Below are 19,722 nucleotides of genomic sequence, written 5' to 3' on the forward strand. Positions count from 1 at the left end.
GGAAAACCCACAGCTCAGACCGGCGAGGTGACTAGGGCTAGGAGGCCGGGGCCTACGTGGGCGCCTATTACGGCGCCTACTTCGCGGAGGACTACTTCGGTGGTGAGGTTTAGGCGGGGGGTGAGGGTGTCGGCTAGGGCTTGGGCTTTTTCGGGGGCGGCTAGGTGGTGGACGGCTAGTTGGATGGGGGTGGTGCCGGCTTTTTGGACGGCTATGTCGGCCAGGCGGGCGATGGCTCGGGAGGAGGTTCTTACTTTTTCGAGGGGGACGATGCGGCCGCCGGAGATGGTGAGGAGGGGTTTGACGGCCAGGGCGGTGCCGAGGAGGGCTTGGGCGGCGCCGATGCGGCCGCCGCGGCGGAGGTATTCGAGGGTGTCGACGTAGAAGTAGGCGGAGATGGAGTTCATGCGGGCGCGGGCGGCGGCTTCGACGGCGGCTTGGTCCTCGCCGGCGGAGGCGGCGGCCGCGGCGGCCAGGACGGGGAAGCCGAGGCCCATGCCGAGGGAGCGGGAGTCGAGGACGCGGACCGGGACGGGTGACTCCTTGGCGCCGATCATGGCGGCCTCGAAGGTGCCGGACATGTCGCCGGAGAGGTGGATCGAGACGATCGAGTCGGCGCCCGCGGCGGCGCAGGCGGCGTAGGTGTCGGCGAAGGTCTGGGGCGCCGGGCGGCTGGTGGAGACCGGGGTGAAGGTGCGGAGCGCTTCGGCGACCGCGTCGGCCGAGGTGGCGCCGTCGTCGTACGACGTACCGCCGATCACGACCTGGAGCGGGACGACGGTCAGCGAGTGCCGGAGCACCTCGTGCGTGGACAGACCGGCCGTGGAGTCGGTGACGACATGCACGCGGGCTGACATGCAGCGAGGTTACCGGAGAGTTTATGAACACGCGCGGTGTCAGCGGTAAGAAAGGCGGCCGGAAATCCGCTCCCGGACGGCCGGTGAGGCGAAGGCCACCCCTCCGGGGCCTTCACCTCACTGGCTGTGCTGACTCCCCCTGGTTGTCAGCCACGTCCGTGCCTCGCCGAGCTACTCCCCGTGCCGGTTCGCGCTGCGAACCGGTTCGACCGCGAGCTCGTCGAGGTTCCGGGAGGCCCCAGCGGCTGACCTGTCGGCGGGTGACCAGACCCACCGCCAGTGTGCGTCAGCTGGACCGGCACTCGTCCCCTGTGTCGTGTGCCTGACCCATTGCTGGGACCTCGCCCCGGGTGCGGTGCCCTGACGGTGCACGGCAACCGGTTCAGGCAGGACAGATCCGCACGTCGCAGCACTCCGGAGCTCTCGACAGCCGGTCGGCGCCCCCACCGTCCGGCCGCCGGATGCCCTCCGCGTCGCCTTGACCGGGCTCGACGGCAATGCAGCGTTCGTCCGTGGCCTCACACGGATCACCCGCCCTTTCACTGCCCTGTGCTGCCCGGTTGTCGGTCTCTGCCGCGTGGAACCTGTCCTACGGCTGTAATCCTCGTTCGGGACGCCATGTCCGGACGAGGCAGAACGACCGGCAGTTGCCCGGCAGCTTTAGCGGTTCAGCGTCAGGAAAGAGCCGCGAGTACGTCGTTGGCCAGCTGCTGGACGGCGGACGCCGGGTCGGCGAGCGGCCAGCCGGGCGCCGCGGAGGCGCGGTGGCAGGACTCCTGGAGGACCTCCCAGGCGGTGGGCAGCATCGGCGGGTCCATCGTGCGCTGCCAGGACAGCAGCTGCCCACAGAGCTCATCGCCCGCCTCAGAACGGCCCAGAGCGTGCAGGACCGCCACAGCCTCCGGCAGGACCTGCAGGAGGTAAACGACGCGCCCCTCGGCCAGCAGACGGCTGGTGGCGTCGCGGATGCCGATCCGGGCCTGCTCGACGTCGCCGGCGTCCCGCGCCAGCCGGCTGCGGTAGAGCACGACCAGGTAGTCGAAGTACCCCCGGTGACCGCGGATGTCCGCGTCGGCCTCGTCGAGCAGTCTGCGCGCCTCGTCGTACCGGCCCTCGTGGTACTCGACCATGGCGAGCGAGCCGGCCACCTTCGTCCGCTCCGGGTCGTCGGAGGCCTGGTTGTCGCGGGCCAGCTCGGCCCAGCGCCGCGCCGCGGGCAGGTTGCCCAACTCGAGCTCGACGCGGCTGAGCGCCATATAGGCGATCTCGTCCGGGTAGACGCCCGGGTTGACCAGGGCGGCCTCCCAGGCGAGCAGCAGCTCCTTGGCCTCGGGCAGCCGACCCCAGCGCAAGAGCGCCAGCCCGCAGATCGCCTGGACAGTCGCGGACCGCTGGACGTCGCCGTGCTTGCGCGCGTCCGCCACCAGCGTCGGGATCTCCGCCAGGCTCTGCGTATCGAGCAGGTGCGACCCGGAGGACACCCAGCCGCCGCGCGCCACGAGCCCCATTTCGGACTCGCCCGGAATCAGCTGCCGCGCCTCCTCGTAGTGCCGCCGCGCACTGCGCACGTCACCAGTCAGGTTCGACAGGCGCCCGGCAATGGCGCGCAGCATGCCACCGAGCTCCTTGTCGGTGACGTTGTCCGCGCACACCGTGGCCCAGCGGATGCCGCTCTCGGCCACACTCGCCTGGTACTGCCACGCGATCCGGAAGCCCAGCACGATCCGCGCCGCGACGTCCCACTGGCCGAGCGCCGCCGCGCGCTCCAGCGCCGCCTCGAACACTGCCGAGTTCGCGTTGGCGGCCCGGTAGCGCCGGTCCCGGTCCGGCGACGACCACGCGCCCTCGAGCCCCGCAACATACGTCGTACACCAGTCAACCGCCCGGTCCTGGAACTTGCTCAGATCGTCGCCCTGCGAGGACAGCCCGGCGTAGGCGTGCTCCCGGATCGTCTCCAGCATCTTGTACCGAGCGCCGTACAGCGCCTCGAACTCATGTACCGGCTGCAGCAGCGACTTCTCGACCAGCTCAGCAAGCAGCATCGGCACGTCGGACGCCGCGATCGGGCTCCCGGTGCAGACGCCAACCACGGCGTCCAGCGTGAACGGCGACCCGAGCACCGACGCCCGGTACAGCAGCTGTCGAGCCGCGTCGGACAGGGCATCGACGCTCCAGGCGATGGTGTCGGCCAGCGTCCGCTGGTGCGGCGCACCGAACCGCCGCGGCCCCGACAGCAGCCGGAAACGATCATCCAGGGCGGCCAGTATCGTCTCCACCGACAGCGAGCCTGCTCGCGCCGCAGCCAGCTCCAGAGCCAGCGGCAACCCGTCCAGCCGTCGGCAGAGCCGCGCGACCGTTTTGGCGTTCTCCGGGGTGAGCTTGAAGTCCGGCCGCACCCGAGCCACTCGCCGGCAGAACATCTCCACCGCTGGGCTGGACGCGATCTCCGCAAAGTCCCGATCATTAGCCGGTACGCCGAGCACCTGCACCCGCCGGACCACCTCATCCGGCAGCCCCAGCGGGATCCGCGACGTCACCAGTACGCCGATGCCCGGGAAGCTCCGCACCATCCGGTTCGCCACCGTCGCCACCCCGTCGAGCACATGCTCGGCGTTGTCCTCGACGATCACCAGGTCCCCCGGCTGACGCCCGGACAGAACAGTGTCCAGATCAGAAGTCCCCGGTGCAGTCCCAAACGCATCCAGAATGGCCGACGGTACGGCGGCGTCGCGCTGCACTGTGGTCAGATCGACGACCACGACCGTGGTGTCCACACCGGAGAACCGGTCCGCCGCGGCCAGCGCCAGCTCGGTCTTACCGACCCCACCGGGGCCGACCAGCGTGACCAGCCGGTTCTGCCGCAGCAGCCCTTCGATCTCCAACAGCTCTTGCTCACGACCGACCAGACCGTCCGGAATCGGCCGCGTGCCACGCCAGCGCAGCCCCGTCGGTGCGGGGTCGGCCACGGACACCACCGGCCGGGGAGCCGTTCCGTGCCCAGCCGCGGCCAGGAAGGTTTCGGCATCCGTAGCGCTCAGACCGAGGCCTTCGGCGAGCAGACGGACGGAGTCCTTACGGGGGCGGGCCACCCGACCGGCCTCGAGCTCGCGGATGGTCCGCACACTCAGACCAGCGCGCTCGGCGAGCTCCTCCTGGGACAGGCCTGCCTGAACCCTCCAGTCGAGCAGGAGATCGGCGAAACGCCCCTCCGCCCGGCCATCCACGTCCGGCACCGCCCGTCACCCCCAAACGTTCCCGACACAACATAGCGTGGGCAGACGCTTCGCGGCGGGTCGTACCGGCGCGCGGGATGCGTCCCGCGTCACACCAGGTAGTTGTTGACGGCAACCAAAAGGGTCGTCAGGCGGTCGCGCGGACCGGCGCCTCGGGGGTGCTGTAGAGGTCGAGGACGCCGTTCCAGTCGTCGAGCCGGGCCAGCGCGTCCGCGTGGCCGGCCTCCGCGTTCAGCCGGCTGCCGTCGCAGATCCCCTGCGTCGCCCGGACCAGGAGCTCGGTGCAGTGATCACGCAGGGTGTCGATGGCTGCCATGCCGACCATTGAAGCGGAGTCGTGTTTCGCCTACGTAACGTCACAGCGAACGCCGGGACACGTCACGAGAAGTTAACCTGCGAGGAAAGACAACCGGACCTCCCGGTCCGGGTTGTCGACGTTGGTATCGACGAAGCAGATCGACTGCCACGTCCCCAGCGTCAGCCGCCCGTCCAGCACCGGAACCGTCGCGTACGGCGGGATCAGCGCCGGCAGCACGTGGTCGCGGCCGTGGCCCGGCGTCCCGTGCCGATGCCGCCAGCCGAAGTCGCGCGGCAGCAGCTCCTCCAGGACGGCGAGCAGATCGGTGTCGCTGCCCGCCCCCGTCTCCAGAATCGCCACCCCGGCGGTGGCGTGCGGCACGAAGACATTCAGCAGCCCGTCGCCGCGGCCGGCCACGAAATCCGCGCACCGGCTCGTGAGGTCGAGTACGACCTCACGAGATCCGGTCCGCAGATCGATGAGCTCCGAATCCATGGAGTCAGGCCGGAACGATGTTGACCAGCTTCGGCGCCCGCACGATCACCTTGCGGGTTCCGCGCCCGTCCAGCGCCTTCTGAACCGCCTCCGACGCCAGCGCCAGCTGCTCCAGCTCGGCGTCGGTGATGTCCGGCGAGACCTCCAGCCGGTCCTTCACCTTGCCGGCGATCTGGACGACGCAGGTCACGGTGTCCTGGACCAGCAGCGCCGGGTCCACCTTCGGCCAGCCCGCCTTCGCGACGGTCGGCTCGTGGCCCAGCTCCTCCCACATCTCCTCGGCCGTGTACGGCGCGACCAGGCTCAGCAGGACCGCCACCGTCTCGACGGACTCACGCACCGCCGGGTCCGCGCCGCCGGGGCCGGAGTCGATCGCCTTCCGGGTCGCGTTCACCAGCTCCATGATCTTGGCGACCATGACGTTGAACCGCTGCGACTCGATCAGCTCGGCCGCATCCGCGATCGTCTTGTGCGTCAGCTTCCGCAGCTCGACATCACCCGCCGCCGGGTCAGCACCGGCCGGGGACTCCACAGCTCCGGCCAGCCGCCAGGCGCGCTGCAGGAACTTCAGAGCGCCGCCCGGGGACATGTCCGCCCAGTCGATGTCATCCGCCGGCGGACCGGCGAACACCATCGTAAGGCGGACGGCGTCCACGCCGAACTCGTCCAGCTGGTCGCCCAGGTTCACACCGTTGCCCAGCGACTTGCTCATCGCTTTGCCCTGGTTGATGACCTGGCCCTGGTTCAGCAGCCGGGTGAACGGCTCGGTCGCCTGCAGCAGACCCATGTCGTGCAGCGCCTTGACGAAGAACCGCGCGTACAGCAGGTGCAGTACGGCGTGCTCCTTGCCGCCGACGTACTGGTACACGGACATCCAGCGGTCGGCCACAGCCGGGTCGAACGGACCGTCGGTGTACTCCGGCGACAGGTAGCGCAGGAAGTACCAGGACGAGTCGACGAACGTGTCCATGGTGTCGGTGTCCCGCTCGGCCGCACCACCACAGCGAGGACAGGCCACCTCGACCCAGTCGCGCGCAGCGGCCAGCGGAGAGACGCCCTTGGGCGACAGGTCCGCACCGCGCAGATCCGGCAGCTCCACCGGCAGCTGGTCGTCCGGCACGGGGACCTCGCCACAGGCCGGGCAGTGGATGATCGGGATCGGCGCACCCCAGAAGCGCTGCCGGCTCAGCAGCCAGTCCCGCAGGCGGTAGTTGATCGTCCGCTCGCCCAGCTGCTTGGTCTCCAGCCAGTCGCTGATCCGCGCCTTGGCCTCGGTGACGCCCAGCCCGTCCAGGCTGATCTCGTCGTTCGCGCTGTTGATGGCCGGACCGTCGCCGGTGTACGCCTTACCGTCGAAACCCTCCTCGGGCTGGACGGTGCGCACGATCGGCAGACCGAACTTCTCCGCGAACTCCCAGTCCCGGGAGTCCTGGCCGGGGACGGCCATGATCGCACCGGTGCCGTAGTCGGCCAGCACGTAGTCAGCGGCCCAGATCGGGATCCGCTGCCCGGTGACCGGGTTGACGGCGTACGAACCCAGGAAGACGCCGGTCTTCTCGCGGTCGGTGCTCAGCCGCTCGATCTCGGTGGTCGCCTTGACGGCGCGCAGGTACTCGTCGAACGCGGCCTGCTGGTCCGGTGTGACCAGCTCGGCGGCCAGCTTCGCGTCCGGAGCGACCACCAGGAAGGTGGCGCCGAACAGCGTGTCCGGGCGGGTGGTGAAGACGCGGATCGGCTCCTCGCGGCCCTCCACCTGGAAGTCGGCGAACGCGCCCTCGGAGCGGCCGATCCAGTTGCGCTGCTGCAGCAGGATCTCTTCGGGCCACTGCAGCTGGTCCATGTCGTCCAGCAGCTGCTGCGCGTACGCGGTGGTCTTGAAGTACCACTGCGTCAGCTCACGCTTGGTCACCTCGAACCCGCACCGCTCGCAACGCCCCTGCACGACCTGCTCGTTGGCCAGGACGGTCTGGTCGTTCGGGCACCAGTTGACGAACGACGCCTTCCGGTAGGCCAGACCGCGCTCGTAGAACCGCGTGAACAGCCACTGCGTCCAGCGGTAGTACTCCGGGTCGGACGTGTGCAGCCGGCGGGACCAGTCGAAGCTGATCGCGTACCGCCGGATGGACTCCGCCTGCGTCTCGATGTTGGCGTAGGTGAACGTCGCCGGGTGCTCGTTGCGCTTGATGGCCGCGTTCTCGGCGGGCAGGCCGAAGCTGTCCCAGCCGATCGGGTTCAGGACGTCGTAGCCCTGCTGGAACCAGTAGCGCGACAGCACGTCGTGCAGCGCGAACACCTCGGCGTGGCCCATGTGCAGGTCGCCGGAGGGGTAGGAGAACATCGTGAGCGCGTAGCGCCGCTCGGCCGAGCCGTCGTCCTTCGCCTTGAAGGGGTCCAGCTTCTCCCACACCGGACGCCACTTGGCCTGCATGGCGTTGAAGTCGTAGCCACCCCGGTCGATCGGAGTGTCGTCCACCTGCTCGCTCACGGTCCTACTCTCCCGCTCGTGTCTGTAGATGAGCCCTGAAATGAAAAAGCCCCTCGCTCAGGAGGGGACGCCGTACGGGCCGGCGCTCGAAGCGCCTGAATGCCAGTACGGCTAACTAAGGAGCAGGCTCACTCGCATGGGCCCACGATAGCACTAGACGAACTCTGTTCCGCCCGAGCGGCGGTGGTCGCCCGGTGTGCGGCCGTAGTGGCGTTTGAAGGCGGTGGAGAACGGGCGGACGTCGGAGTAGCCGCAGTGGCGCGCGACCTCGGTGATCGTCACGCCGTGGTCCAGCAGCAGCTGCGCGGCCAGCTCCAACCGCAGCCGCCGCAGCGTCGACATGATCGATGCACCGGTCTGCTGTGTGAACAGCCGCTCCGCATGGCGCTCGGACAGGTGTACGACGGCCGCCACGTCCCGCACTGTGATCGGCCGCGACAAGTTGTCCCGCAGGTGCCGTTGCATCGCCTCCACGACCAGCAACCCACGGTCGCGTCGCACCGGCTCCACAGCGAGATCGTCATCCAGCGCAAACGCCCGAGCCGTCTCAACCACTAGCGTCGCGCCAAGGGCGCGCAGGGTGGTCGCGTAGCCGGAGACAGGCGCGGCGGCCTCAGCTGCGAGAGCGGTGATCAGAGCAGGCAGCGTGCCGCTCCGCCCCGAGACAACTGGCCCGTCTCGCCGGGTGAGCCCGGACCACCAGCCGGGCTCATCGGACCCGGCCGCAGGCCGTCCAGCTACACCACCGTGGGCAACGCCCGGCATCCTTCCCCGCTCTTCCTCACGGCCGATGCCGGAGGCGAGGCCGACAGGTCTGAAGGTAAAGCCCCAGAAGGCGATCCCCAGCGGTTCGCCGCGGCTGGATTCGATTTCGTGGACGTCGCCGGGCCGGGCCAGGAAAACAGAGCCGGGGCGGACGTCGTACTCCGCTGTGCCGTTGTTGAAGCGGCCGCTGCCGCTGTAGGCGAGGCAGACCTCGTGGAAGGAGTGCGTGTGCCAGTAGTTGCGCCAGTACTCCGGGCGGTAGTGCCCCCAGGAGAGGAAGTCCGCGCGGAAACCGTCGACCTCGCAGGACTCCAGGAGCCCGGCGAGGTCGACGAAGCGGTCCGCGTCAGCGACGTCCGCGAGGGTCAAACAGCGCTCCTGCCCGTGGGGTCGACTCCACGCAACATCATGCCCTGGCCGAGCGACCACTCGTGCGTCTTGACCGTGGGCGGGTCGGCCGGGTCGCGGTACTGGATCAGCCAGGTGGTCCGCGCCTCGTCGCTGGTGTTCACACCGGAGCCGTGCACGGTCAGGTAGGTGAAGAACAGGACGTCGCCCGCCTCGGCCGGCTGCGGCGTCGCCGCGTCGAACGGGACGTCGGTCAGGTGGAACGACCCCTCCGGGTCGTGTTCCCGCGGCCCGCCGAGGTGGCTGCCCGGGATGACCCGGACACAGCCCTTCTCGACCGGAGCGTCGTCGAAGTGGAAGATCGCCGCGCCGACCCGGTGGTACTGGTGCGGGAAGAACGGGTGGTCCTGGTGCACCGGGAACGGCGACCCGTTCTCCGGCGGCTTCACGAACAGCTTCGTGTGATGCAGCTGGACGTTCTCCACGCCCATCACCGCAGCGGCCACGTCGGTGAATCGCGGGTCCACCAGCAGCTTCGCGAACTCCGCGTCGTAGAACTGCGCGTCGTGCAGGTGCTGCAGCCGGGTCGCCCCGTCGGCCAGCCCCATCGCGGACTGCCAGGTCGGGTCGTCCTTACGGTTCAGCTGCGCCAGCAGGTCGTGGCTGCGACCGCGGTAGTACGCCGCCTCCTCCTTGCTGAGCAGGCCTTTCACCAGCACGAAGCCCTCGTCCGCGTACTGCTGCGCATAGCTCGACAGCTCGGGCCTGGCCGAGGTGATCGTCATCTCGAAGCTCCTCCTGTTCGGGTCCTTCGAGCGTAGGAAACATCGGCGTCCGGCAGCAGGATCCGGCCGGACGCCGATGTTTCTCAAACGGACACGATCACAACCCGAGCTCCCCCAGCCGCACGCTGATCCGCGGGTCGGTGGAGATCACCGGAGCCTCCGAACGCACCCACGGATCGCCGCCGAAGTAGGTCTGGAAGATGTTCTCGGCCGTCCGCGTCGCCAGCGCCTGCGCGGTGAGCGTCGGGTTCGGCCCGCCCAGCCCGTTCGACAGCGCCGAGTTGTCCGCGACGAACAGCCGCTTCACCGCGCGGGTCTCGCCGGTGCCGTCGAGGACCGAGTTCGTCTCCGACGACCCCATCCGCATCGACGACTGGACATGCAGGATCAGCGGCGCCCAGTCGATCCGGTAGACCTTGCGGGCCCCCGCGCCGCGCAGCAGCTCGGCCGCCTTCCGCGCCATGAACTCACGGTTCCGCAGCGTCCGCTTGGTCCGCTTCCGCTGGTTGAAGGTGACCTTCGGGATCGGCCCGTTCTCGTCGGCCGGCAGCGCGGACGGCGTCACCCGGTTCTGCGCCTCGACGTCGTCGTCGGTGATCACCAGCAGGGTCAGCAGCTTGTCGATGCCGCCGGCAACCAGCTCCTTCAGCTCCGGACCCATCACCCGCCCGGCCGGCCCGTCCCACGGCCCGGTCATACCGCGGCCGTTCTTGTACTGACCCCGGATCCCGCTGTCCGATAGCGTCCCGGCGAAGGCATTCAGCGCCGGCGGCAGGCCGACGTTCTCCAGGCCGCCGTACGGCGGGTAGTCGAGCCGCGCACTCGACCCGACCCCCTTCGGGTTCCCGGTGTAGTCGTCGAACGACCCGATCATCCAGTCGAAGAAGTGGTCGGTGTACCCGCGCCCGACCCAGCCGTTCGGGTTCGGCAGGCCGCTGTTGAACCACAGCCGCGGGTTCTCCGTACACCCACCCGACATGACGACGACCCGCGCCTCCTCGCGATGCTCGTCACCGGTCACGTTGTCCCGCCACGTCACCCCGGACGCTGTCAGGACGCCGCGCCGGTTCTCGGTGTGCACCCGCGTCACATACGCGTCCGCGATCAGCTCCGCCGGCTTGCCGCCACGCGACCAGACCTCGGCCGTCAACGCCATCGGCACATAACTGTTGTCCGTCGAGCGCTTCGCATACTGGTTGCGCGGGGCCCCTTTCGGCCGCATGCAACCCTGGAAGCAGTACCCGCAGAAGGTGCACCCGGTCGCCTTCGGATAGACGAGCAGCTCGGACGACGACGTCTTCCCCGCCGTCCCGCCCGGCTGCAGGATCGCGTTCTCCTGCGGCCGGTACGACGGCCCGTACGTCGTCTTGGTCGTCTGCACCGGGAGCCCCATCGTCTCGGCGCCCTGGAAGAACAGCTGCTCCTTGTGCCCCATCGCGGCCGTCTGGACGGGCATCAGCGCCTCGACCCATTCGAAGTACGGGACCATCTCCGAGTAGGTGAACGGGAACCGGTGGTTCACGTCGTACTCGTTGCGGTCGGCGCCGTCGTACCCCTTGAAGACGCCCGGGTACGCGCGCGGGTAGTTGCCGTAGAAGTGCTGCGTCGTCCCGCCGACGCCGGACAGCTGCCAGACGAACGAGTTCTGCGGCCACTCCCGGTACCAGGCGGGTTTCGAGCGATCCGTTGGCCCGAGCCGGAAGTACCCGGTCAGCGGGTTGTTCGCGTCCTCCTCGAAGGTCGACCACTCCTCGCGCGGCTTCGCGTGCCGCGGCCCCGCCTCGAGCAGCAGGACGTCGAGCCCCTTCGCCGCCAGCTCCTTGGCGACCACCGGCCCACCGCCGCCGGCTCCGATCACGATCACGTCGCGCATCAGTCGCGCACCTCCTGGCGCCCTTGGTAGTAGCCGATGAAGTCGTCCCAGCCCTCCACCGGGCCGTCGGGCTGATAGCCGGTCAGCGTCCAGCCGACCGGCCGCCGGCGCAATGTCTTCGTCTCCCGATCGAGGACGTCGTACTCGCTGTACGCCCCGAAGGTCGCGAACTCGATCAACGCGCCGCCGACGAACTTCAGCAGCCCGGACACCGAGGCCTTCAACGGCTCCGGGAACTGGACGTCGAGCAGCGCGACCAGATCCGAGTCGGTCTTCTCGATCAGCTCGAACGCCCGCGCCTTCTCGGCGTACGTCAGCCGCGCGAACGGCGACAGATGCAGACCGTTCACGGCGGCCGGGTTCACCTGGGTCGCCATCAGGTTCAGCAGGCCCGCGATCGGGAACGACAGCGGAATCGCCTCATCGCTCTGCAGCAGGGCCGTGAACGCCTGGTCCAGACCGCGCAGCTCGGCCGGCAGCACCTCCAGACCCGGCAGCGCGACGCCGGAGTCGGCCAGGCCGGTCACCAGCGCGGCGCTGATCGGCTGCGCGAGCGCATCCGGGAACGGGACGAAGTTGTCCAGCGCGCTGATCATGAAGTCGGTCGCGCCGGCCTCGAGCGCACCCGGCGTCCGGCTGGTCGCGCGCTGCGTCCGCGAGTACTGATCGGGCCCCGGCAGCGCGAACGTCGTCAGCCCGTTGAGGGTGTCGCGGGCGAGCGCCGCGAGGACCGGCCGGACGACGTCGACGGCCGGCGGCAGGAGCGGATTGGTCGCACCCGCGGCCGGGTTCAGCAGGCCGCGCGCCAGCAGCCCACCCCCGCCCAGCGCCGCGCCTAGTACGCCGATCCGGGCAAGGAACACCCGTCTGGACAAATTTCGGGGTTCGGCCACGAAACACCCTCCGTTGTGGGACCAGTGGAGCTACTGGTCCCACAACGAGACGGATGTGACCCGCGTTACTCCCCGGACGCCGAATCAGCCGGGACGGCGATCGGCCGCAACCGCGCCCACAGCACGAACAGCGCCGCGAACACGAGCATCCCGATCCCGCCGTACAGATTGATGTTGATCCCGGCCGCCTTGTCGATCTCGGCCTGCTTCTCGACCAGCCCGAGGACGGTCAGGATCACGCCGTAGATCCCGATCAGCGCCGCGATCACGACCCGGATGTCGAAGGCTCCGGACTTCTTCTCTGCCATGACGATCCCCTCAGCCGAAGACGATGTTCAGGACGACGACCAGCCCGAGCGAGATCCCGGCCAGCAGCACCGGCTTGCGGTACCAGCCGTGGTCGCCTTCGCCGGCTGCCTCGGTGCGCTGCTCCTTCGGCGTCAGCGAGTACACCAGCCCGACCAGCTCGGACTCCTGTTTCGCCCGCGTCATCGAACTCACCAGCACGCTGACCAGGATGTCCACGACGAACGCCGCGCCCGCGCCGACGAAGCTCGCGCCCTGCCCCGGCAGGTCGATCACGCCGGTCTCCGAGAGGACGAACACGAGGACGGCGGTCGCCGTACCGCTGACGAGACCGATCCAGCCGGCCGCGGCCGTCATCCGCTTCCAGAACATACCGAGGATGAACGTCGCGAACAGCGGCGCGTTGAAGAACGAGAACAGCTGCTGCAGGTAGTCCATCAGGTTGCTGTAGCCGGAGGCGATCGCGGCTGTGCCGATCGCGATGATCGTGCCGCCGACGGTCACCCAGCGACCGGTCCGCAGGTAGAAGTCGTCGCTGCGGTCCTTGATCACGTACCGCTCGAGCAGGTCGTAGGTCATCACCGTGTTGAACGAGCTCAGGTTCGCCGCCATACCGGCCATGAACGAGGCCAGCAGACCGGTGATCGCCAGGCCGAGCATGCCGTTCGGCAGCAGGTCGCGCATCAGCAGCAGCAACGCGTCGTTGTAGGTCACCTCGCCGCCGCTGCCGCCGTTGGCCTTGAACTGCTGCAGCTCCGGGACGGCGACCGCCGCGATCATGCCCGGGATGATCACGATGAACGGGATGAACATCTTCGGGAACGAGCCGATGATCGGCGTCCGCCGGGCCGCCGACATGTTCTTCGACGCCATCGCGCGCTGGACCTCGACGAAGTTCGTCGTCCAGTAGCCGAACGAGAGCACGAAACCGAGGCCGAAGACGAGCCCGATCACCGACAGGAAACTGCTGCTCGTGAAGCCGCTCAGCTCCTGCCCCGGCCAGGCGCTCAGCTGCTCGGGACCGCCGGTGCCGGCGCTGATCTTGTCGACCAGGCCCTGCCAGCCGCCGACCTTGTGCAGGCCGACCAGCGTCAGCGGCAGCAGCGCGGCGACGATCACGAAGAACTGCAGCACCTCGTTGTAGATCGCCGCGGACAGGCCGCCGAGCGTGATGTAGCTGAGCACGATCACGGCCGCGACGATCACCGAGACCCAGATCGGCCAGCCGAGCAGCACGTTCACGATCGTCGCGAGCAGGAACAGGTTCACGCCCGCGATCAGCACCTGCGCGACGGCGAAGCTGATCGCGTTCACCAGGTGCGCGGGTTTACCGAACCGGCGCAACATGAACTCCGGCACGCTGCGGACCTTGGAGCCGTAGTAGAACGGCATCATCACGACGCCGAGGAACAGCATCGCGGGGACGGCGCCGATCCAGAAGTAGTGCACGGTCGGCATCCCGTACTGGGCGCCGTTCGCGGACATCCCCATGATCTCGATCGCGCCGAGGTTGGCCGAGATGAACGCCAGCCCGGTCACCCAGGCGGGCAGTGAGCGGCCGGACAGGAAGAAGTCCAGGCTGTTGGAGACGGCGCGTTTGGCCAGGTACCCGATTCCGAGCACGAAGACGAAGTACGTCGCGATGATGATGTAGTCGATCGCCTGGGCGTCGAGTCTCAGGACGGAGTCTTGTGGCAGCATCGGCCCTCCGGTTTCGGTATGACGCAGCGTGGTGGTACCGCTCTGGAACGTTACTCCTGGTTTCAACCACCCAGAAGAGCGACCCGCGTTCTCCACCCGGATCTCCACCCTGAGGCGGTCCCGCGAAAGGGCAGTGCCCACCTAGCGTCAAACCCATGTCCTTCGGAGCCCTGGGCGCGAACCTGCTGACCCAGTCGACCGTCACCCGTACTGATGCGCAGCGCGAGCAGGATCGGGCAGCGCGGCTGGAGGAGCGCGGCTACCTGACCGAGGACGCCGGCCGGGCCGAGATCGGCGCGGCCCTGCGGTCGACGGTGGCCGGGCAGTCGGCGTTCGATCCGGAGGTGACGCGGCGGCTGGTCGCCGGGCTGGTTGCCGAGGCGCCGGCGTCCGGCGGTCTCACCGTGCGCGAGACCGAAGTCCTGCGGCTGATCGCGCAGGGCTCAGCAACCCGGAGATCGCGGCGCGGTTGTTCATCGGCGCCCGGCACCGCGCGGAGGCGGTCCGGTGCGCCTACCGGCACGGGATCGCGGCGTCAGATGCGTAGCTCGGCCACGACCGGGAGGTGGTCGCTGCCGGTCGACTCGCCGACCCAGGCCTTGGTCGGCGTGACGCCTCGCACCAGGATGTGGTCGATCCGGGCCATCGGGAAGGCGGCCGGCCAGGTGAAGCCGAATCCGTTGCCGGAGGCACCTTGTGCCGAGCGCAGGCCGACGGTCAGCGGGGCCAGGCTGCGATCGTTCGCCGTCCCGTTGAAGTCGCCCATCACGATCACGCCGAGCAGCTTCTCGTCGGCGATCTGGCGGCCGAGTGACTTGATCGTCCGGTTCCGCTGGTCGGAGGTGAAGCCGCTGGTGTCGATCCGGACCGAGGCCAGGTGCGCGACGTACACCGCGACCTTGCCCTCGGGGGTGTCCACCTCGGCGCGCAGCGCGCGGGTCCAGGCGAATCCGACGTCGATCGATTTGCTCTCCTCGACGGGGAACTTCGACCAGAGCGCCACGGTGTCGCGGGTGACCTGGTACGGGTACTCGTCGGCGAACGCCGCCTTGTAGATCTTCAGGTCCGCCGCGGTGATCTCCTCGAGCGCCATCACGTCGGCCTTCATCGTCAGCAGCCGCCGCGCGGTGCCCGCGGGGTCCGTGTTGCCGGCGTTCACGTTCTGCGAGAGGACCCGGAGATCGTGCGCGCCGCCGCTGCGGCTCGGGATGATCTGGTCGGCGAACATCAAGCTCCACACCAGCGCGGGCGCCAGCAGCGCGACCCCGGCCACCGCCGACCGCCGCAGCAGCGCGAACAGACCCAGCACCGGTACGGCGAGGCCCACCCACGGGAGGAACGTGTCCAGCAGGCTGCCCATGTTGCCGAACTCGTTCGGCACCCAGCGGTGGAAAACCATCAAGCAGGCCGCGAGAATCGCCAGCACCGCGATGAACCGGCCGCGCCGCCATCTGCCGCCCGAACGGGCGCGACGGGCCCCGGACCGTTGCGGCGGCCTCGGCGGAGTGCGTACGGCGGTATGGCTGGACATGTCCCGATTGTTGCGGAGATGCGTGTCGCGCCAAAGCCCGCAAGGGGGTCTTGGCGGCGATTTCATCCGATGGGACGAGCGATCCGGCCGAACGGATTAGATGTTCGCGAGAGGCCCTGGTGCGTTCGGCGGATAGCGCTGACAATGCGGGGTATGCCGCCTGAACCCCAGGCCGAGCCGTTCGTCGTGAGGCGCCGCGGGCTCGGCAGCACCAGGACCTTGCTGTACGTGTGCGCGCTGCTGGTCGCGGCGGAAGTGCTCGTCACGCTGATCGGCGTCGCCGTCGCGCTCAGCCGGGGCGTGCCGATCCGCGAGCCGCTCGAGACGATCTGGCTGTCCTGGGGCGGCAGTCCGCTGATCTTCGCGCTCGGCATGCCGTTCCTGCTGCTGATCGGCGCGATCACCGCGCTGGAAGAACGGCAAGAGACCGACCTGGACGACGTCCTCCTGTCCATCGACGCCCGCGGGATCCACCTCGGCGGCGACCACGCCCGCACCGTCCCCTGGTCCGACGTCCGCGGCATCTGCCGCGTCGAACGACACGGCCCAACCGGCGACAGCGAATGGTGGGAGCCCTACCTGGTCGTCCTCCTCCACGACGACGACGCCCTCCCCCACAGCTCCAAAGCCTGGGGCCCCTCCCGCCCCTGGCCCGGCGCCCACCAGATCCTCACCCGCCCCCTCCCCTACCAAGACCTAGTCACCGCCGTAGCCCGCTACGCCCCCCACATCCCCGTCACCGACCGAGGCCACGTCCCCGACTGACCCCGGCCAAGACAAAGCGGCGCTTCCCGGACCTGGGAAGCGCCGCCGCAGAACAGCTCTTACTAGTTCTTCTTGCTGAGGAGTTTTTCCAGGTCGGTGAGGGTGTCCATGGCGCCTAGGGGGCCGAGGCCGAGGAACCAGACCTCGTCGTTGACGCGTTCGGCCTGGCCGGCTTTGACGGCGGGGAGGGCTTTCCAGAGGTTGCCGTTGACAACTTTGGACTCGGCGGTGCCGGTGAGGGGGCCGAAGCTGGAGTAGAAGATCCAGTCGCCGTCGGCCTGGCCGATGTTCTCCTCGGAGACCTCGACGGCGAGTTCCTGGACGTCCTGGATCTTCGGCCGGGGCAGGCCGACGTCCTCGAGGATGACGCCGATGAACGAGAGGTTGCCGTAGAGACGGATCTCGGCCGGGCGGAAGCGGACCAGCGAGATGGTCGGGGAGCCCTCGACCTTGCCCTTCACCTCGTCGGCGCGCTTCTGGTAGTCGTTCAGGATCTGGGTGGCCTTGTCCTCCTCGCCGACCGCGTCCGCGACCAGCAGGAAGTTCTCCTTCCAGGGGAACCCGGGCCGGATGCTCATCACCGTCGGTGCGATCTCGTTCAGCTTGTCGAACAGGTCGTTCGCGCGCAGCTTGCTGCCCAGGATCAGATCCGGCTTGAGGTTCGCGATCGCCTCCAGGTTCAGGTCGCTGACCCCGCCGACGGTCTTGATCCCCTGCGCCTTGTCCGCCAGGTACGACGGGACGCCGTTCTGGCCGGTGTTGGTCGCCATCCCGACCGGGGTGATGCCGAGCGCGAGCACGTCGTCCAGCTCACCGCTGTCCAGCACCACGATCTTCTCGGGCTTCTTGTCCAGCTTCGCCTCGCCGAGCGCGTGTTTCACCGTCCGCGGGAACACCCCCGGCTGCGCGTCCGACCCGAGTTTGGCGGTCTCGGCGTCCGCGGTCTTGAACAACCGCCCGCCGGTCGCGACCTCTTTGTCACCGACGCCGGTATCGGCACTGCCGGTGTCCTTCCCACCACACGCGGCAAGCACCAGCAGGGCGGCCACGACAGCGATTGAGCTACGCATCTTCACGGAGACTGACTTTACAACAACTTTGGCTAGGCATACCTAACCAAGTCGACCGGCTGCCCCTCGATCAGCTCCACCACGACCTCCCTACCCGGCAAAGCGATTCGCCGCACTCCGGTGCGCGAGGCAACGACGGACGCCGCCGTCAGCTTCCCGTCCGCCCACGCGACGTCGAAGACCAGCCCGCCACGCGCCCGCAGGCCGCGGAACGCGCCGTCCGGCCAGGACGCCGGCAACGCGGGCAGCAACCGGACGACGTCCGTGTGGCTCTGGAGCAGCAACTCCGGAACGCACCCCGTCATCCCGAGGTTCGCGTCGATCTGGAAGATGTCCCCGTCGCGATGCAACAGGTTGTCGGACACCAGCCGCGCCAGGTAGTCCTGGATCACCGCCGCCGCCCGCTCCCCCTCGAACAACCGCGCCCACAGCGCGACCAGCCAGGCCGCAGTCCACCCGCCGTTCGTGGCGCCATCGGTCCGCACGAGCAACGACGTCCGCGCCGCCTCCGCCCATTCCGGCGTCCGCACCGGATCGATCTCCGCACCTGGATGCAGGCCGTACAGATGTGACTGATGCCGATGGTTGATCTCGGACGGCGTCCAGTCGTGCGGCCACTCCTGCAACCGGCCGTCCGCGGTGATCCCGATCTCGGGCAGGCGCTCGCGCGCCGTCCGGGCCCGCTCGGCGAGCTCCGACGACAGGCCCAGCGCGGCCTCCGCCTCGCCCAGGTTCGCGAACAGCTCCCGGATCAGCCAGATGTCGTACGTCGAGGTCAGGTCGACCGAAGCCTTCTCCCCCGACGGCAGCACGAAGTGGTGCTCCGGGGCGGTCGACGGGATGAACTGCAACCGCCCAGCGTCGTCCGCGACCAGCATCGCCAGCACGAACTCGGCCGCCCCTGCGATCACGGGGTACGCGCGGTCGCGCAGGAAGTCGAGATCCAGCTCGAACCGGTAGTGCTCCATCAGATGCGCAGTGAGCCAGACGCCGCAGGTCGCGCACATCGCCCAGACGGGATCGTCCCCACCCGCCCCGACCGGCCAGGTCGCCGCCCAGAGATCGGAGTTGTGGTGCGAAACCCAGCCCGGCGCGTCGTACAGGGCTCGCGCGGTGTTCGCGCCGGACGCCGCCAGGTTCTCGAGCAGATCGGTCAGCGGTTCGAAGCATTCGCCCAGCCCGGTGAGATCCGCGGGCCAGTAGTTCATCTGGGTGTTGATGTTGTTGGTCCAGTCGCTGGCCCACATCGGCCGGCGGTCCTCGTTCCAGATGCCCTGCAGATTGGCCGCCTGCGTCCCCGGCCGCGACGACGCGATCAGCAGGTAACGGCCGAAGTTGAAGGTGAGCGCGACCAGGTCGGGATCGTTGCCACCGGCACCGACCGCCTTGATCCGTTCATCGGTCGGCAGCTCGGACGACGTCCCGAGCCGCAGCTCCGCACGGTCGTAGAGCCGCCGATGGTCCTCGAGATGGCGGTCGCGAAGCTTGTCCACGGCAACGGCGTCCAAGATCGCGACGGCGTCCCGCAGTGCGATCAGCGGATCCCGGCCGGGTGGCACCGACCACCCGGCGAACGTGCTCGCCGCGGCCAGCACCACCGTCACACTGTCGGCGCCCCGGACGACGACACCGTCCGTCGAGACGTCTGCGGTGCCCCCGTGGTTCAGCACGCGCAGCGCGATCCCGAAGCCGATCCCGCGCCCATCGACGTACCGGATCGGGTCCGGGCTCTCCCGGTACTCGATCGTCAGGTCGGACGGCGCGTGTCCGACCACGCCGTACGTCCCGCCGTCCACCACCGGCCGAACCGGGTGCTGAGAATCCAACGACACCGAGAGATTCACCGCACCCGGCCGGTCGGCCGTGAGGGTCCACACCAGCACCTGGTCCGGCGCGGAGACATACGTCTCGCGCCGGAACCGCGTCCCGTCCACTGTGTGATCGACGCTGACGATCCCGGTCCGCAGGTCGAGGCGCCGACGGTAGTCGCCGGCCTCCCCGTCCGTGCGGATCAGCAGATCGGCCAGCGGCTGATACGACTCGACCAACGGCCCTTGCAGGGCTCGCGTCCGCTCGGTCGCCGCCAGCTGATCGCCGTCGTCCAGCAACAACCGCCGTACGTCGGCCAACGTCGCCGGACCATCCGCGACCCCCAACTCGCGCGGCCCGTCACCGGACCACACGTCGTCGAGATTCAGCGCGATCCGCTCCGCACCGACCCACCCGAACACCTTCGCTCCGAGATGCCCGTTACCCACCGGCAACGCCTCGAACCAGTCCGGCGCGGGAGTGCGAAACCACAGTTCATGGGACATGA

Annotated in this window: 15 protein-coding genes; 1 reads left to right on the forward strand and 14 read right to left on the reverse strand. The window is 69.0% G+C overall.

Translation table 11 applies throughout. The features are described from left to right. Positions 1-14: 14 nt before the first annotated feature. The 12 genes from ACZ6ZD_RS20020 to ACZ6ZD_RS20075 form a co-directional block, all read right to left on the reverse strand. The gene (locus ACZ6ZD_RS20020; RefSeq protein ID WP_465674177.1) at positions 15-857 is read right to left on the reverse strand and encodes a DegV family protein; all 843 of its coding nucleotides are present in this window, start codon (positions 855-857) and stop codon (positions 15-17) included. Between the two features lie 674 nt (positions 858-1,531). Next, entirely contained in the window at positions 1,532-4,090 is a 2,559-nt protein-coding gene (locus ACZ6ZD_RS20025) for an ATP-binding protein (RefSeq protein WP_465674179.1), read from the reverse strand. A 127-nt stretch (positions 4,091-4,217) separates the two neighbouring features. Continuing rightward, entirely contained in the window at positions 4,218-4,406 is a 189-nt protein-coding gene (locus ACZ6ZD_RS20030) for a hypothetical protein (protein ID WP_465674181.1), read from the reverse strand. Between the two features lie 72 nt (positions 4,407-4,478). Next, positions 4,479-4,883, reverse strand: coding sequence for a YjbQ family protein (locus ACZ6ZD_RS20035; RefSeq protein ID WP_465674183.1), 405 nt, complete (start codon positions 4,881-4,883; stop codon positions 4,479-4,481). 4 nt (positions 4,884-4,887) lie between these two features. Beyond that, a complete protein-coding gene (gene leuS / locus ACZ6ZD_RS20040; RefSeq protein WP_465674185.1) occupies positions 4,888-7,368 on the reverse strand; it encodes a leucine--tRNA ligase in 2,481 nt (826 codons plus the stop codon). 153 nt (positions 7,369-7,521) lie between these two features. Next, a complete protein-coding gene (locus ACZ6ZD_RS20045; RefSeq protein ID WP_465674187.1) occupies positions 7,522-8,502 on the reverse strand; it encodes a helix-turn-helix domain-containing protein in 981 nt (326 codons plus the stop codon). Beyond that, positions 8,499-9,266 carry a phytanoyl-CoA dioxygenase family protein gene (locus tag ACZ6ZD_RS20050; protein ID WP_465674189.1) on the reverse strand — a complete coding sequence of 256 codons (768 nt, stop codon included), beginning with the start codon at positions 9,264-9,266 and terminating at the stop codon, positions 8,499-8,501. Before ACZ6ZD_RS20050 ends, ACZ6ZD_RS20045 begins: the two co-directional genes overlap by 4 nt. A gap of 97 nt (positions 9,267-9,363) precedes the next feature. Further along, on the reverse strand, positions 9,364-11,139 hold the full coding sequence (locus ACZ6ZD_RS20055; protein WP_465674191.1) for a GMC family oxidoreductase N-terminal domain-containing protein: 1,776 nt from the start codon (positions 11,137-11,139) through the stop codon (positions 9,364-9,366). Then, positions 11,139-12,014: a hypothetical protein gene (locus tag ACZ6ZD_RS20060; RefSeq protein ID WP_465674193.1), complete on the reverse strand. Its 876-nt coding sequence runs from the start codon at positions 12,012-12,014 to the stop codon at positions 11,139-11,141. The genes ACZ6ZD_RS20055 and ACZ6ZD_RS20060 overlap by 1 nt, the downstream gene beginning before the upstream one ends. An 83-nt stretch (positions 12,015-12,097) precedes the next feature. Beyond that, a complete protein-coding gene (locus tag ACZ6ZD_RS20065) occupies positions 12,098-12,340 on the reverse strand; it encodes a hypothetical protein (RefSeq protein WP_465674195.1) in 243 nt (80 codons plus the stop codon). Positions 12,341-12,350: 10 nt separating this feature from the next. After that, a complete protein-coding gene (locus ACZ6ZD_RS20070; RefSeq protein ID WP_465676069.1) occupies positions 12,351-14,036 on the reverse strand; it encodes a sodium:solute symporter family protein in 1,686 nt (561 codons plus the stop codon). A gap of 538 nt (positions 14,037-14,574) precedes the next feature. Next, positions 14,575-15,570: an endonuclease/exonuclease/phosphatase family protein gene (locus ACZ6ZD_RS20075; protein ID WP_465674197.1), complete on the reverse strand. Its 996-nt coding sequence runs from the start codon at positions 15,568-15,570 to the stop codon at positions 14,575-14,577. Positions 15,571-15,723: 153 nt separating this feature from the next. Between ACZ6ZD_RS20075 and ACZ6ZD_RS20080 the strand changes: the two genes are divergently transcribed. Then, the gene (locus ACZ6ZD_RS20080) at positions 15,724-16,335 is read left to right on the forward strand and encodes a hypothetical protein (protein WP_465674199.1); all 612 of its coding nucleotides are present in this window, start codon (positions 15,724-15,726) and stop codon (positions 16,333-16,335) included. Between the two features lie 62 nt (positions 16,336-16,397). Here the strand turns inward: ACZ6ZD_RS20080 and ACZ6ZD_RS20085 are convergent, their stop codons facing one another. Both ACZ6ZD_RS20085 and ACZ6ZD_RS20090 read right to left on the reverse strand, forming a co-directional pair. Then, the gene (locus ACZ6ZD_RS20085) at positions 16,398-17,405 is read right to left on the reverse strand and encodes an ABC transporter substrate-binding protein (RefSeq protein WP_465674201.1); all 1,008 of its coding nucleotides are present in this window, start codon (positions 17,403-17,405) and stop codon (positions 16,398-16,400) included. A 32-nt stretch (positions 17,406-17,437) separates the two neighbouring features. Further along, the gene (locus ACZ6ZD_RS20090; protein ID WP_465674203.1) at positions 17,438-19,720 is read right to left on the reverse strand and encodes a glycoside hydrolase family 95 protein; all 2,283 of its coding nucleotides are present in this window, start codon (positions 19,718-19,720) and stop codon (positions 17,438-17,440) included. Between the last annotated feature and the right edge of the window lie 2 nt (positions 19,721-19,722).

This window comes from Kribbella sp. NPDC104218 (genome assembly GCF_055584105.1).